Source organism: Streptomyces sp. NPDC058773, from assembly GCF_042746015.1.
Taxonomy (GTDB): Bacteria; Actinomycetota; Actinomycetes; order Streptomycetales; family Streptomycetaceae; genus Streptomyces.
The window spans coordinates 41,513-55,807 of record NZ_JBHYPE010000032.1; the positions used below are offsets into that span (position 1 = coordinate 41,513).

The 14,295-nt window shown below is 70.4% G+C and carries 11 protein-coding genes and 1 tRNA gene; 7 read left to right on the plus strand and 5 right to left on the minus strand.

The window, feature by feature from the left end:
* Positions 1-186: 186 nt before the first annotated feature.
* The 4 genes from ACFW5B_RS25005 to ACFW5B_RS25020 form a co-directional block, all read right to left on the minus strand.
* Complete coding sequence (locus tag ACFW5B_RS25005) at positions 187-672, minus strand: HD domain-containing protein (RefSeq protein WP_386443656.1); 486 nt, start codon at positions 670-672, stop codon at positions 187-189.
* Between the two features lie 45 nt (positions 673-717).
* On the minus strand, positions 718-2,172 hold the full coding sequence (locus ACFW5B_RS25010; protein ID WP_386443659.1) for a penicillin-binding transpeptidase domain-containing protein: 1,455 nt from the start codon (positions 2,170-2,172) through the stop codon (positions 718-720).
* Positions 2,169-3,773: an FtsW/RodA/SpoVE family cell cycle protein gene (locus tag ACFW5B_RS25015; protein ID WP_386443766.1), complete on the minus strand. Its 1,605-nt coding sequence runs from the start codon at positions 3,771-3,773 to the stop codon at positions 2,169-2,171. The genes ACFW5B_RS25010 and ACFW5B_RS25015 overlap by 4 nt, the downstream gene beginning before the upstream one ends.
* Before the next feature lie 139 nt (positions 3,774-3,912).
* A complete protein-coding gene (locus tag ACFW5B_RS25020; protein ID WP_386443662.1) occupies positions 3,913-4,275 on the minus strand; it encodes a hypothetical protein in 363 nt (120 codons plus the stop codon).
* Between the two features lie 883 nt (positions 4,276-5,158).
* On the opposite strand from ACFW5B_RS25020, the gene ACFW5B_RS25025 reads away from it, so the two are divergent.
* Positions 5,159-6,445 carry a cytochrome P450 gene (locus tag ACFW5B_RS25025; protein WP_386443665.1) on the plus strand — a complete coding sequence of 429 codons (1,287 nt, stop codon included), beginning with the start codon at positions 5,159-5,161 and terminating at the stop codon, positions 6,443-6,445.
* Positions 6,446-6,693: 248 nt separating this feature from the next.
* On the opposite strand, the gene ACFW5B_RS25030 is transcribed toward ACFW5B_RS25025, so the two are convergent.
* A tRNA-Arg gene (locus tag ACFW5B_RS25030) sits at positions 6,694-6,765 on the minus strand.
* A 221-nt stretch (positions 6,766-6,986) separates the two neighbouring features.
* Here ACFW5B_RS25030 and ACFW5B_RS25035 point away from each other — a divergent pair.
* The 6 genes from ACFW5B_RS25035 (at position 6,987) to thrB (ending at position 13,926) form a co-directional block, all read left to right on the plus strand.
* On the plus strand, positions 6,987-7,505 hold the full coding sequence (locus ACFW5B_RS25035) for a PleD family two-component system response regulator (RefSeq protein WP_386443668.1): 519 nt from the start codon (positions 6,987-6,989) through the stop codon (positions 7,503-7,505).
* 195 nt (positions 7,506-7,700) lie between these two features.
* Positions 7,701-8,729, plus strand: coding sequence for an ArgS-related anticodon-binding protein NrtL (gene nrtL, locus ACFW5B_RS25040; RefSeq protein ID WP_386443670.1), 1,029 nt, complete (start codon positions 7,701-7,703; stop codon positions 8,727-8,729).
* A 26-nt stretch (positions 8,730-8,755) separates the two neighbouring features.
* Positions 8,756-10,147 carry a diaminopimelate decarboxylase gene (gene lysA / locus ACFW5B_RS25045; RefSeq protein WP_386443673.1) on the plus strand — a complete coding sequence of 464 codons (1,392 nt, stop codon included), beginning with the start codon at positions 8,756-8,758 and terminating at the stop codon, positions 10,145-10,147.
* 137 nt (positions 10,148-10,284) lie between these two features.
* The gene (locus ACFW5B_RS25050; RefSeq protein ID WP_386443675.1) at positions 10,285-11,577 is read left to right on the plus strand and encodes a homoserine dehydrogenase; all 1,293 of its coding nucleotides are present in this window, start codon (positions 10,285-10,287) and stop codon (positions 11,575-11,577) included.
* 8 nt (positions 11,578-11,585) lie between these two features.
* Positions 11,586-12,662, plus strand: coding sequence for a threonine synthase (gene thrC, locus ACFW5B_RS25055; protein ID WP_386443678.1), 1,077 nt, complete (start codon positions 11,586-11,588; stop codon positions 12,660-12,662).
* Positions 12,663-13,008: 346 nt separating this feature from the next.
* The gene (thrB, locus tag ACFW5B_RS25060; protein ID WP_386443681.1) at positions 13,009-13,926 is read left to right on the plus strand and encodes a homoserine kinase; all 918 of its coding nucleotides are present in this window, start codon (positions 13,009-13,011) and stop codon (positions 13,924-13,926) included.
* Positions 13,927-14,295 lie beyond the last annotated feature (369 nt).

The window sequence follows — 14,295 nt, forward strand, 5'->3', positions numbered from 1 at the left end:
TTGGGAGGCTTCGGGAGCCGGCTGCGGTGCGGACGGCGCGGGCTTCTGGGGCTGCGAAGGCTGCATGGCGCTCATCGCGGCAGAGTAGCTGTATGCGGCAGCTTTTTGTCATGCTGTCCGATGCGCGGACCCCGGGACCTGGGGCCCGGCCCCTCGTTCGGTCACCGATCTCCGACACGGCCGTCGTTACGGCGCGGACAGCCCCAACAGCCCCCGCACCCGGGCGTACTTGGCCGCCAGCCGCTCGCGGGTCGGCGCGTCCAATACGGCCAGCCGGTCCGGATCGGCGTTGTGCGCGAGATCGGACTCCTTGACCAGCAGCGCCCCCGGCGTGGCCAGAATGCGGGCGGTGTACTCCTCGACCGGCTCGCCCGCCCGTTTGGTGACGGCCAGGATCATCGCCTTGACCGCCTCGCTCAGCGCCGCACCGGCCAGCCACTCCTCGCTCAGCGCCCCGTCCTCGACCGCATCGTGCAGCCAGGCCGCGGCGATCTGCTCGTCGCTGCCGCCCCGTTCCCGTACGCCCGAAGCGACCGCGGCCAGATGCTCGGCATACGGGCGGCCCGCCTTGTCGGTCTGCCCCGAGTGCACGCGGCGGGCCAGCGCCTCCACTTCGGCCAGCAAGAGCAGCGGGGGCGGGGCGGGTTCCATGGGCGGGATCGCGTCAGCCATACGGCCATTGTGACGCGCGGACCGGGCCCCGGGCGAGGACCGGCCTCAGCGCAGCCCCGCCGCCATCACCGCCCGCGCGATCGGCGCCGCGCTCCCTCCACCGCTGACGTCCGCCCGGTCGGCGGCCGCGTCCTCGACCACCACGGCCACCGCCACCGCGGGCTCATAGCTGTCCCTCTCCCGTGCCCAGGAGATGAACCAGGCGTACGGCGTCCCCTCGTTGTGCACCCCGTGCTGCGCGGTGCCGGTCTTGCCGCCGACCGTGACGCCCTTGAGGGCGGCGCGCTTGCCGCTGCCGTGCGCCACGACGTCGATCATCATCTCCTGGAGCTGCTGCGCGGTGACCGGGCCGATCGCCTGGCGGGCGGGGCGGTGCGGACCGTCCGCGATCATGACCCCCCTGGCATCGGTCACCTTGTCGACGAGGGACGGCGGCGCCAGCCGGCCCCCGTTGGCGACCGTCGCCGAAACCATCGCCATCTGGAGCGGGGTGGCCGTGGTGTCGTACTGCCCGATGGCGGACAGCGCGACCTGCGAGGCATCCATCCGGGTGTCGAAGTTGCTCGGCGCCACCGGCGACGGGATGCGCAGCCGGGGGTCGTTGAAACCGAACCGCCGGGCCATGCCGGAAAGGTCCCGCAGCCCGATCCCGGCCCCCAGCCGCGCGAAGACGGTGTTGCAGGAAGCCCGGAAGGCGTCCTTGAGCGAGGCGTCCTCGCAGCCCTCCGCGGCATTGCCGAGCAGGGTGGCGGTGCCCGGCAGGCGGTAGGGGTCGGGCGAATCCGTGGCGGCGTCGATATCGGTGACCCGGCCGCTCTCCAGCGCGGCCGCCGCGGTGACGACCTTGAAGGTGGAGCCGGGCGGATAGGTCTGCTGGAGCGCCCGGTTGAGCATCGGCCGCTGCCCGGCACCGTTCAGCCGGCGCCAGGCCGCGCTGACCCCGGCGTCGTTGCCGGCCAGCTCGCCCGGGTCGTACGACGGCGTGCTCACCAGGGCCAGGACCCGTCCCGTACGCGGCTCGATCGCGGCCACCGCGCCCTTCTTGCCGCCCAGCCCGTCGAACGCGGCGCGCTGCATACGGGGGTTGATGGTGGTGTGCACGCTGCCGCCGGGCCGGTGGGTACGGGTCAGCTGGTCCCACCACGGGAACGTGGCCAGCCGGTCGTCGAAACCGGAGAGCACCCCGTCCTCGGCGTTCTCCAGCAGAGAGGTCCCGTAGATCTGCGACGCGTAGCCGGTGACCGGCGCATACAGCGGCCCCTGGGCGTAGGTGCGCTCGTAACGCAGCCGCCCGCCGCTGTCCCGCGAACCGGTGACCGGCCGGCCCGCGACGAGCACCGCCCCGCGCGGCTGCTCGTAACGGGCGATCGACGCCCGCCGGTTGGCGGGATTGGCGCCGTAGCGCTCCGTCTCGAAGACCTGCACGCGCGCGGCGTTGACCAGGAGCGCCACAAGAAGCAGGAAGGAGAACGCGGCGGTGTGCCGAATACAGCGAATCAACGGCCGGCCTCCGGGGAGGCGGCATCATCGGCACCGTTGTGGACGGCGGTATCGGCTGCGCTCTCGGGGGCGCCCTCTGCGGGGCCCGGAGGCGCGGGGGACCGCGTCGGCTTCAGGAACCCCACCACCCAGCTCCTCGCCCCGAGCCTCGCGTCCCCACCGGTCTCGTGCGCCCCACGGCTCCGCGCCGGACTCTCCGATGGGCTCCCCGTCCCGCCGCCCGGTCCTCCGGTCGCCCCTCCGGCCACCCCGCCCCGCTCCACCCCCGGCGTCCGCGCCCGGTCGCTGATCCGTAGCAGCAGCGCGATGATGATCCAGTTCGTGACGACGGACGACCCGCCCTGCGCGAGAAACGGCATCGCCATCCCCGTCAGCGGAATCAGCCCCGTCACCCCGCCCGCGATGACGAAGACCTGCAGGGCGGGCAGCGCCGCCAGCCCCACGGCCAGCAGGCTGCCGAACGGATCGCGCAGCCCCAGGGCGGCCCGGTATCCGCGGGCCACCAGCAGCGCGTACAGCAGGAACAGCGCGGTCAGCCCGGCCAGCCCGAGTTCCTCCCCGTAGGTCGCGAGGATGAAGTCGGACTTCATGGCGAAGCCGATCAGATACGAGTGCCCCTGGCCGAGGCCGGTGCCCAGCATCCCGCCGGCGGCGAACGCGAACAGCGACTGGGCGAGCTGACCGGGCCCCCGGCCCGCCGCGATACCGGCGAACGGATGCTGCCAGTCCTCGACCCGGCTGTGCACATGCGGCTCCAGCGTGCCGACGGCGGCCGCTCCGACGCCCGCCAGGATCAGCCCGATCGCGATCCATCCGATCCGTCCGGTGGCCACGTACAACAGCACGACGAAGATCCCGAAGAACAGCAGCGAGGTGCCCAGATCGCGCTCCAGGACCAGCACCGCGACGCTGACCAGCCAGATTGCGACGATCGGCCCGAGCACCCGGCCGGTGGGGAGCCGCAGCCGTCCCATCCGCCGTCCCGTGTGGGCCAGCGCGCTGCGGTTGGCGGCAAGGTAGGCCGCGAAGAAGACGGTGATCAGGACCTTGGCGAACTCGCCCGGCTGAATGGAGAATCCGGCGATCCTGATCCAGATCTTCGCCCCGTTGACGGCGGGGAAGAGAATCGGCGCCGCCATGAGCAACAGCGCCAGCGCCGCACAGCCATAGGCGTACCGCTGCAGCATGCGGTGGTCGCGCAACAGCAGCACCACCAGGATGAAGAGCCCGACGCCGACCGTCGACCACATCAGCTGGGTGGGCGCGGCATGGTCGGCCGGGGTGTCCAGATCGAGCCGGAAGATCAGTACCAGCCCGATCCCGTTGAGCAGTACGGCGGTGGGCAGCAGCAGCGGATCGGCGTACGGGGCGCGCAGGCGGACCGCGAGATGCGCGAGCAGCGCCAGCCCGGCGAGCCCGGCGCCGTACCGGACCGCACCGCCCGGCAGCGCATGCCCCCGGGCCAGCCCCACGACCAGATATCCGCAGACGCTGATCAGAACCGCGCCCACGAGGAGGGCCAGTTCGATGCCCCGCCGCCTGGGCAGCAGCGGCAAGGGCGGGGGAGTATCCGCCGGGCGCCCGGCCGCCGCCCTCGCCATTGCCGTCATGCCTGGCAACGTAGCAAGCGGCGGCCGTTATTTCCGTTATGCCGGATACGACGTTCGGGGCGTCCACCGCACCACCCGCGGACCGCTCCGCGCTACGCGCGCGATCTCCCTCCATGCGCGCCGCCCCGCCTCAACACCATCGAGGGTCCTCCCCGTCGTTCACGATGTCCCGCGTCGAGGACCAGACGTACGAGGCGTCGCTGAGCCGGAACCAGACCGGGTTGCCTTCGACGCTCTGCCCGTTGAGCCGGCAGGTGATCCCCACCACGGCCCCGTACTCCTTCAAGCCGATCGCGCGGAATTCGGTACTCGGCCCGGTGCGCAGCACCAGGCCCTCCTTGGCGACGACCCGGCCCTCGTACTCGGTGAGGCCGTCGCCCCCGTCGTCGTCGGACGCGAGGGCGGGACCGGCCGCGAGGATCCCGGCCAGCGCGCCGGACAGAAAGCAAAGGGCGAACGTGCCGAGTTTGCCGGACTTCGACTTCGGAAACATGCGCTTCCTCCTGCGAAGGGGAGAGCCCCAGGGGCGTTGCTGTGGGGTGCATCGAGCGGAGTCGCCGGGCGTCACCGGAGGGACGGGCCGGGGTGGACGCCCCGCCGGTGCGGTGCCTGCCGCACCCTTCCCTGGCTGCGAGTGCGGCTCCCTCTGTCGCGCGCCGCCTCTCGCGTCGCGCCGTGCCGCCTGCCCCGCTCCCCTCTCACGCTAAAGAGGCAGCAGAGGGTCCGCAACTCATCACGCTGAGTAATGACGGTGGCACCGTAATGCCGTCCCCGCTCGCCCCTCGGCCACCCCCATCCGCGTCGCTCTCAAATCGCGCAGCCCCCGACTCGCCCGAACCGCACTCCCCGTCCACTCCCGAATCGCTCTCAACTCGCGCTCGCGCGGGCGCCGTTCGCTGCTTCATCAAGGGGGCCCGTGCTTCATCCATGACGTCCCGGTGTACCGGAAGCGCCAGTTCACCTTCGCGTACCACCTGGGGCGTTAATGGCGAGCAGGTGCAGCGGCGGGCGCGGAACCAAGGGGGATGCCCAAGAGGGAGTCAGGGAAGGGTTGGCGAAGGGTCAGGGAAGAGTCAGGGGTGAATCAGGGGTCTCCCGGGGTCATCCCGGGTTGTTCCGTGAACGCGGCCAATGGCACTTTGTAAACTCGTCCGGACCGAATGGAAGAAGAAGGCCGAGGCCGAGCTCGTCACGCTGATGCGGACGACCGAAGACTCCGGTCGATGGCATGGACCTGTGCCATGACCACCGCAAGCGAGGGGCTATGGCGTACGTCACACCCATGCACGCCGAGTGGGGGTTCCGCGCCGTCCCGGCCGTCTTGGGCCGCCGAGTGCGGGTGACCGTCCCCCTCGACGAAAGGCAGTATTAGCGTCATGACGACCCTCCGTTCCCGGATCATCGCCTGGGCCGGCCGCATGTATCTGGCGAGAACACAGAAGAAAGGCTTCGACCTGTCTCGAATGTCTTTCTTGCCCGAGTCCGTCCTGATGCCATTGCGGCGCAACGGCCTCAACCCTGTGGGCGATTTGGCGGCCGTCCGGGAGCGGGAGCCCGTCAGCAAGCTTCCTGTCCCGATAGCCGCCAACGTCTGGCTGGTCACCGGCTACGACGAGGTCAAGGCGGTGCTGGGGAAGGCCAATGCGTTCAGTTCGGACTTCACCAACCTCGTCGGCAAGGCCGGCGCCGGCGCCGAACAGAATCCCGGCGGACTCGGATTCGCCGACCCGCCCGTGCACACCCGTCTTCGCCGGCTCCTGACCCCCGAATTCACGATGCGGCGCCTCGGCCGGCTCACGCCCCGCATCCATGAAATCGTCGAGGAGTGCCTCGACACGATGGAAAAGGCAGGGAAAAGCGGCGACCCGGTCGACATCGTCCACTCCTTCGCCCTGCCCATTCCCTCTCTCGTTATTTGCGAACTCCTCGGCGTGCCTTACGAAGACCGCGCCGATTTCGAACGGCTCAGTGCCGCTCGTTTTGACCTTTTCAGCGGAGCGAACGCCTCCTTCGGTGCCATATCCGAATCGCTCTCCTATTTCCGGGACATCGTCAAGAAGCAGCGCGAGAATCCGGGCGACGGTCTGCTCGGCATGATCGTGAAGGAGCACGGCGACTCGGTCAGCGACGAAGAACTCGCAGGCCTCGCCGACGGCGTCCTCACCGGCGGCTTCGAAACCACCGCGAGCATGCTGGCCCTCGGCGCTCTGGTCCTCCTCCAGGACCCGAAGCACTTCGCGGCCCTGCACGACGGCGATGACGTCGTCGACAGCTATGTCGAGGAACTCCTCCGTTACTTGACCGTCGTACAGGTGGCCTTCCCGCGCTTCGCCCGCGAGGACCTGGAAATCGGCGGCGTCCAGATCGCCGCCGGAGATGTGGTGCTGTGCTCACTGAGCGGTGCGGACCGGGACGGCAAACTGGGCCCGGAAATGGAACAGTTCGACCCCAACCGCAACGTTCCCTCCCACCTCGCCTTCGGCTACGGAATTCACCGCTGCGTGGGTGCGGAACTGGCCCGCATGGAACTCCGTGCGGCCTACCCCGCTTTGGTGCGCCGCTTCCCGAACATGCGCCTCGCCATCAAGCCCGAGGACCTCGAATTCCGCAAACTCTCCATCGTCTACGGAATCGAATCCCTCCCGGTGCGACTGAACGACTGACCTCGCCCCGGCCCCACGCTCCCCGCTGACCGGGCACTTGGCCAAGACGCCGGGTGCCCGGTCTCGCGCTTCCGGACGGACCTCGTACGCCGACCACCCTGAGCCCTCGCCGCCCTCACGGAAGGAACCGTCCCGGAGGCGGCCACGCGGGTGGTGGCCGGTCCCTGCTTCCCCGCCGACGAATACCGACATGAAAAAGACCCCGCCCAGCAATCTGCTGGCGGGGTCTTCAGGCACCTCGTGCAAGGTGCCCCCGGCAGGATTCGAACCTGCGCACACGGCTCCGGAGGCCGTTGCTCTATCCCCTGAGCTACGGGGGCTTTGTCGCTCTGCGTTGCGGCGACGGGTAGAACACTACCAGCTCTGATGGGGTGTTCATGAACAGCTTTCCCGGGCGACGGTTCGTGGTGGCGCGGAGGAGGTCCGGAGCCCTAGCGCATGCGGGGGCCGTCGCGGTGAGGGTCGCGGAAAGGTCCCTCGCACGGGGGCGGAAGTGGGGAAAACCGGGACGCAGTCGCAGGTGGAGTCCTAGTCTCATGGTGTGCCTGGCTTGTCCGGTCGGATCCTTGTTGTCGACGACAACAAGGTGATCCGCCAGTTGATCAGGGTCAATCTCGAGCTGGAGGGCTTCGAGGTCGTGACCGCGGCTGATGGTGCCGAATGTCTGGATGTCGTGCACCACGTGAGACCTGATGTCGTGACCCTTGATGTCGTGATGCCGCGGCTCAACGGTCTGCACACCGCGGCGCGATTGCGCTCCGATCCGCGGACGTGGGACATCCCGATCGCCATCGTCAGCGCGTGCACCCGGGGCGAGGTGGACAACGGCGAGTCGGTGGGCGTGGACGCCTTTCTTGCGAAGCCGTTCGAGCCGGCCGAGCTGGTGCGGACCGTGGGAATGCTGGTGCGTGAGGGCCGGCAGCGGGCGCGCGGGCCCGAGGGCGGGGCCGAGGAGGACGACGGGGAAAGCGACGGGGGCGGGGGAGGGGCGGGGTGCGGCACCTCGTCCGGCGGGGTCGCGGCGTCCGGCGGGGCCGGGATGATGGACGCGGGCGAATAGCCCGGAGACGGGAAGCGGCCGGGAAGAACGGACCCGGAAGGGGCCGGAACGGACCGCCGGCGGGCCGAGGAGCCCGGAAAGCGGACGGGGAAAGAGCCGGGGAAAGGTGACCGGGTGCCCTGGACCGTTACGTGGAGTGTCCACAGGGCGAAACCGGGTCGCATGGGTACCCGGGGTCTCCCATACGCTTGTCCTGTGACCCCCGCTGAGCTGTCCCGTACCGTCCTGCGCTCCGTGCGTGGTGCGGTCGAGGAGCAGGAGCTCTCCGTGCCCGTGCCGGCGCGGATCGTGATGCAGCCGCCGCCGCGGCCCGGGTGTGGGGACTACGCCTCCAATGTCGCGCTCCAGCTCGCCCGGCAGGCGGGGCGGCCGGCTCGGGAGGTCGCCGAGATCCTGCGGAAGCGGCTGGCCGGGAACGCCGGGATCGCCCGCGTCGAGATCGCCGGGCCGGGTTTCCTGAACTTCACGCTGGGGGACGGGGCGCAGAGCGCGCTGGTGCGGGAGGTGCTGGCGCAGGGGGACCGTTACGGGGGAGCCGTCGCGGGCCCGGTGGTGTCCGGCCCGGCGGGCGGCGCCCGGGAGGACGTGGTCGCCGAGGTGCTGGCGCGGATCGACGCGGCGGCCGGGCCCGGTGGCCGGCCGGCCGGGGAGCCGCCCGTCCTCGCGCCCGCTCCGTACGACCTCGCCACCCTCGTCGCCCGGCTCGGCGTCGATGAAGCCCGCTGGGTGTTGTTGCGGCCCGCCGCGCAGGACGCGGTGCGGGTGCCCGGGCGGCCCGTGCAGCGGGAGAGCAACCCGCGGTTCCGGGTGCAGTACGCGTATGCGCGGGCTCGGGCGCTCGGGCGGCATGCGCAGGAGCTGGGGTTCGGGAGTGAGCCGGGTGACCTGGGCGCTCCGGTGAACGGCCGGGCCGCGGGCGACGGCCCGGTGGCCGGAGCCGGGTCCGCCGCGCAGCACCTCCAGACGTTCCAGTCCCTGCTCGCCACCTACCCCTCCGTCATCGAGACCGCCGCGCGGCTGCGGGCGCCGGACCGGGTGGTGCGGCATCTGGAGGCGACGGCGGACGCGTTCTTCCGGTGGCATGACGACTATCCGCCGCTGCCCGTCGGGGAGCAGAAACCCTTGGCCGTGCACCGCGCCCGGCTGGCCCTCGCCGAGGCCGGCCGGACGGTGCTCGCCAACGGCCTGCGTCTGCTCGGCATCTCCGCTCCCGAACACCTCTGAACGATTTTGAGGGGATCTCCACTGTCATGAGCCGTTCCGCGCACCCCGCAGGGCCCCGGCACGCCGATGTGTTGCCCGAGGGCCACTACGCCGGGCCGCCCGCCGATCTCAACACCCTCGACCCGCGGGTCTGGTCCCGTACGGTTCAGCGCAATGCCGACGGGGTGGTCACCGTCGGCGGGCTGGACGTCGCCGCGCTCGCCGCGGAATTCGGTACGCCGGCGTACTTCCTCGACGAGGACGACTTCCGGGCGCGCTGCCGGGCGTGGAAGGACGCGTTCGGGCCGGGTGCCGATGTGTTCTACGCCGGGAAGGCCTTTCTCTCCCGGGCCATCGTGCGGTGGCTGAACGAGGAGGGACTGAATCTCGACGTCTGTTCCGGCGGCGAGCTGGCCACGGCGCTGGCCGCGGGAATGCCCGCCGAGCGGATCGCCCTGCACGGGAACAACAAGAGCACCGAGGAAATCACCCGGGCCGTCGAGGCGGGCGTCGGGCGCATCGTGCTCGATTCCTTCCAGGAGATGGTGCGGGTCTCCCATGTCGCGGAGCGGCTGGGCAAGCGCCAGCGGGTGCAGATCCGGGTCACGGTCGGTGTCGAGGCGCACACCCACGAATTCATCGCGACCGCGCACGAGGACCAGAAGTTCGGCATCGCGCTGGCCGGCGGGCAGGCGGCGGAGGCCGTGCGCCGGGCGCTCAAGCTGGACGGTCTGGAGCTCATCGGAATTCACAGCCATATCGGGTCGCAGATTTTCGATATGGCGGGTTTCGAGGTGTCGGCCCGCCGGGTGGTGCAGCTGCTGACCGAGGTCCGGGACGAGCACGGCATCGAGCTGCCGGAGATCGACCTGGGCGGCGGTCTCGGCATCGCGTACACCTCGGACGACGATCCGCGGGAGCCGCACGAGATCGCGACGGCGCTCGGCGAGATCGTGCGCCGGGAGTGCGAGTCGGCCGGGCTGCGGATGCCGCGCCTCTCGGTCGAGCCGGGGCGCGCGATCGTGGGTCCGACGGCCTTCACGCTGTATGAGGTCGGTACGGTCAAGGAGCTGGAGGGGCTACGGACGTACGTATCCGTGGACGGCGGAATGTCGGACAACATCCGTACGGCGCTCTACGACGCGGAGTACAGCGTGGCGCTGGTGTCGCGTACCTCCGACGCTGAGCCGATGCTCTCGCGGGTGGTCGGCAAGCACTGTGAGAGCGGCGACATCGTCGTACGCGACGCCTTCCTGCCGGCGGACGTGGCGCCGGGGGATCTGCTCGCGGTGCCGGCGACCGGTGCGTACTGCCGCTCCATGGCGAGCAACTACAACCACTCGCTGCGGCCGCCGGTGGTGGCGGTGCGGAATGGCTCGGCCAGGGTGATCGTGCGACGGGAGACAGAGGAAGATCTCCTGCGGTTGGATGTCGGGTAGGGCCGGATCGCCGGATCCCGATCCCGAATGAAATAAATGTCTCGGCATCTGGACGACGGGCGGAAACTGCCGTCCGGTGCGTGAGACTTGTGCATGAACAAGCTGGAATTCGCTGATCGATGAGAAGCAGAGGTCGAATGATGCGTACGCGTCCGCTGAAAGTGGCGCTCCTGGGCTGTGGTGTTGTCGGCTCAGAGGTGACGCGCATCATGACGACGCACGCCGACGACCTCGCCGCCCGCATCGGTGCGCCCGTGGAGCTCGCCGGGATCGCCGTCCGCCGCCCCGACAAGGTGCGCGAGGGCGTCCCGGCCGAGCTGGTCACCACCGATGCGACCGCGCTCGTCAAACGCGGCGACATTGATGTCGTGATCGAGGTCATCGGCGGCATCGAGCCCGCCCGTACGCTGATCACCACCGCTTTCGAACACGGCGCGAGCGTGGTCTCCGCCAACAAGGCGCTGGTCGCGGCGGACGGCGCGGCGCTGCACGCGGCGGCCGAGGCCAATGGCGCGGACCTCTATTACGAGGCCGCCGTCGCCGGCGCGATCCCGCTGGTGCGGCCGCTGCGCGAGTCGCTGGCCGGGGACAAGGTCAACCGCGTGCTGGGCATCGTCAACGGCACGACCAATTTCATTCTCGACAAGATGGATTCGACCGGCGCGGGCTACAGCGAGGCGCTGGACGAGGCGACCGCGCTGGGGTACGCCGAGGCCGACCCGACCGCCGACGTCGAGGGCTTCGACGCCGCCGCCAAGGCCGCGATCCTGGCCGGTATCGCCTTCCACACCCGGGTGACCATCGACGATGTGCACCGCGAGGGCCTCACGGAGGTCACCGCGGCCGATATCGCCTCCGCCAAGCGGATGGGCTGCACGGTCAAGCTGCTGGCCATCTGCGAGCGGGCCGAGGACGGGGCGTCGGTGACCGCGCGGGTGCACCCCGCGATGATCCCGCTGACGCATCCGCTGGCCTCCGTCCGCGAGGCGTACAACGCGGTCTTCGTCGAGGCCGAGGCGGCCGGTCAGCTGATGTTCTACGGGCCGGGCGCGGGCGGCGCCCCGACCGCCTCCGCGGTCCTCGGCGACCTCGTCGCGGTCTGCCGCAACAAGCTCGCCGGTGCCACCGGGCCGGGCGAGTCCGCCTACACCCGGCTGCCCGTCAGCCCCATGGGCGCGGTCGTCACGCGCTACCACATCAGCCTTGATGTGGCCGACAAGCCCGGCGTGCTCGCGCAGGTCGCGACCATCTTCGCCGAACACGGCGTATCGATCGATACGGTCCGTCAGCAGGGCAAGGACGGGGAGGCATCCCTCGTCATCGTCACCCACCGAGCGGCGGACGCGGCCCTGTCGTCGACCGTCGGCGCACTGCGTGAGATGGACACCGTGCGCGGTGTCGCCAGCATCATGCGGGTCGAAGGGGAGTAAAGGAACCCATGTCTGCCAATTCCACCGCGAGCCACCAGTGGCGCGGAATCATCGAGGAATACCGTGACCGGCTGCCGGTCAGCGACACGACCGAGGTCGTCACCCTCCGGGAGGGCGGCACCCCCCTCGTACCGGCGCAGCTGCTCTCCGAGCGCACCGGCTGCGAGGTGCACCTCAAGGTCGAGGGCGCCAACCCCACCGGGTCCTTCAAGGACCGCGGCATGACGATGGCCATCACGCGCGCCAAGGAGGAGGGCGCCAAGGCGGTCATCTGTGCCTCCACCGGCAACACCTCCGCCTCGGCCGCGGCCTACGCGGTCCGGGCCGGCATGGTCTGCGCCGTGCTCGTCCCGCAGGGCAAGATCGCGCTCGGCAAGATGGGCCAGGCGCTGGTCCACGGCGCGAAGATCCTCCAGGTCGACGGAAATTTCGACGACTGTCTGACCCTGGCCCGGAGCCTGTCCGACAACTACCCCGTCGCACTTGTGAACTCCGTGAACCCGGTGCGCATCGAGGGGCAGAAGACCGCGGCCTTCGAAATCGTCGACATGCTCGGCGACGCCCCCGACATCCATGTGCTGCCCGTCGGCAACGCCGGCAACATCACGGCGTACTGGAAGGGCTACCAGGAGTACGCGGCCGACGGCATCGCCTCGCACACCCCGCGGATGTGGGGCTTCCAGGCCTCCGGCAGCGCGCCGATCGTGCGGGGTGAGGTCGTCAAGGACCCGACCACCATCGCCACCGCGATCCGCATCGGCAACCCGGCCTCGTGGTCGTTCGCCCAGCGGGCGCGGGACGAGTCCGGCGGCTTCATCGACGATGTGACCGACCGTCAAATCCTGGCCGCCTACCGCCTGTTGGCGGCGCGCGAGGGCGTCTTCGTGGAGCCCGCCTCGGCCGCTTCGGTCGCTGGTCTGCTGAAGGCCGCCGAGGAGGGCAAGGTCGACCCCGGCCAGCGCATCGTCTGCACGGTCACCGGCAACGGCCTCAAGGACCCGGACTGGGCGGTGGCCGGTGCGCCGCAGCCCGTCACGGTCCCCATCGACGCGGACGCCGCCGCCGAGCGTCTGGGCCTGGTCTAAGGGTTGTCTCCCCGCCGCCGTACGGGCCGAGCGTCCGTACGGCACCCGGTGACGGGGCGGCCACCGTCCCGTCACCCGCGCACAGCAAATTGCGCAAAGGCTGCAAAGTCATGGCAGGCAGCGTCGGGGCACGGGAAGGCGCGCGACACGCATCGTGCGCCTCCCGTGCGCCCTATGTCGCGACAGAACCTTCCTTCGATAGGCTGGCAGCCAACTCCCCTCCCCACGGCATAACGCAGTGGTGTTCAGGGCAGGTCAGAACCGACCCCAGGAATCGGCCGGGCGCCTCGGCGCCGCGGCGCTCCGGGGTAGTACCGCAGCATCAATCAAGGAGAGTCATCGAGCGATGGCCGGTCCCGCGTTCCGCGCCGCCGCCGTCCGGGTGCGCACCCCCGCTACCAGCGCCAATCTCGGTCCCGGCTTCGATGCCCTGGGTCTTTCCCTGGGCCTGTACGACGATGTCGTGGTGCGCGTTGCAGACTCCGGGCTGCACATCGACATCGCAGGTGAGGGCGCCGACACCCTCCCGCGCGACGAGAGTCATCTGCTCGTACGGTCGATGCGCGCCGCTTTCGACAGGCTCGGCGGGCAGCCCCGCGGCCTGGAAATCGTCTGCGCCAACCGCATCCCGCACGGCCGCGGCCTGGGGTCCTCGTCGGCCGCCATCTCCGCCGGCATCGTGGCCGCCCGCGCGGTGACGATAGGCGGTGAGCAGAAGCTCGACGACACCGCGCTGCTGGAGCTGGCCACCGAGATCGAGGGCCACCCCGACAACGTCGCCGCCTGTCTGCTGGGCGGCTTCACGCTCGCCTGGATGGACACCGGAACCGCGCGGGCGATCCGGATGGATCCGGTCGATTCCATCGTTCCGGTGGTCTTCGTGCCCGGAAAGCCGGTGCTGACCGAGACCGCCCGCGGACTGCTGCCGCGCACCGTCCCGCATGTGGACGCCGCGGCCAACGCCGGCCGCGCCGCACTGCTCGTCGAGGCCCTGACCAGGCGCCCCGAGCTGCTGCTCGCCGCGACCGAGGACCGACTCCACCAGGAGTACCGCGCCCCCGCGATGCCGGAGAGCGTGGCCCTGGTGAACCGACTGCGCGCGGACGGCGTCCCCGCAGTCGTGTCCGGTGCGGGCCCCACGGTGCTCGCACTGGTCGAGGAAGCGGCGGCCGACAAGGTCGCGGCACTGGCGGGAGAGGGGTGGGCGGCCAACCGGCTGACCCTCGATGCGGCGGGCACCTGCGTCCTGCCGCTCGCCGGGTGATCACGCGGGTGATCGACGATTGCCGGTCTTGGAGAGGGGGAATGTTTGTTGGACCCGGTAGTGTTAACCTCAAGTCAGTACTCGACGCCTGAGTGGCGCGGTGCTTCGTGTCCCCCATAGGGACCACTTTCTTCCGGGAGCCTCCCAAACTGCTCGGAGCAATGGCCTGAGCAGGAGTGAGCACGCTCCGGAATCGGCGTGACGACATGAGCCACTCTGCATCTCTTCACGCCGGCGCCATGAACTGATCTCTCCGCCATTTCCGGCGGGACCACCGCCCCGGCACCGGTCCACCAGACCAAGGACCCAGCCGGACAGCACAACCGGTCGCCGAGCCAGACAGGCCGACGCCCGCTCCAGGGAAGGACC